At 52.8% G+C, this 739-nt stretch carries 1 protein-coding gene; it reads right to left on the bottom strand.

The genetic code is table 11. The features are described 5' to 3' along the window. A partial coding sequence (locus tag MHY22_RS11480; protein WP_239279392.1) for an IS3 family transposase occupies window positions 1-739 on the bottom strand: 739 nt, incomplete at both ends.

Genomic DNA, 739 nt, shown 5'->3' with positions numbered 1-739 from the left:
AAGTGCCCGAAGAAATTCTCCATGACCGCGTTGTCGTAACAGTTGGCTTTACGCGACATTGACTGAACACCACCGTTATCATGAATCAGGTTGCGCCAGGACGAATGCTGGTACTGGAAACCTTGATCGGTATGCATCATCCACCCAGGCTCAGGCGTACACGTTTTAATTGTCTTAGTTAAAGAATCGGCGGTAAACGCTGTCGACGGCGATGTAGCCACGGTGTGGGCAACGATTGAACGGTCGAACAGATCCATCACCGGTGACAGGTAGACCTTGCGGCCTGCGACCCTGAACTCGGTGACGTCGCTAACAAAGACGGTATTTGGCTTATCTGGGGTGAACTTGCGGTCAAGCGTGTTGTCGGCAATGTGGCTGATCGTCCCGTTATAAGAAACATATGGCCTGCGCCGGCGGACCTTGGCTCGAAGCCCCATTTCGCTCATGAGTTTGTAGACGAGCTTGTGGTTGATCACCCACCCCTGGTTGCGCAGGTCAAGTAGCACTCGTCGGTAGCCGTAGCGATGCTTGTTACGCTCGAAGCTTTCTAAGATCGCGTCTTTGAGCGCAGCGTGCTTATCCGGCTCGCTGAGTCGTTTCTGGTGGTAGAAGAACGTTGCTCTCGGCATGCCTGCCGCATCCAAAAGGTATTGCAGACGATGCCGTGACTTGAGGATGACAATCGCCTGAACTTTCAGGCGTGTCCCTGATTCCTCAAGTCCCGCAATTTTTTTAGATA

This window comes from Corynebacterium sp. ACRPO, assembly GCF_022347205.1.
Classification (GTDB): domain Bacteria; phylum Actinomycetota; class Actinomycetes; order Mycobacteriales; family Mycobacteriaceae; genus Corynebacterium.
Note: the sequence above shows the minus strand (reverse complement) of the source record. Positions and strands in the feature narration are given on the sequence as shown.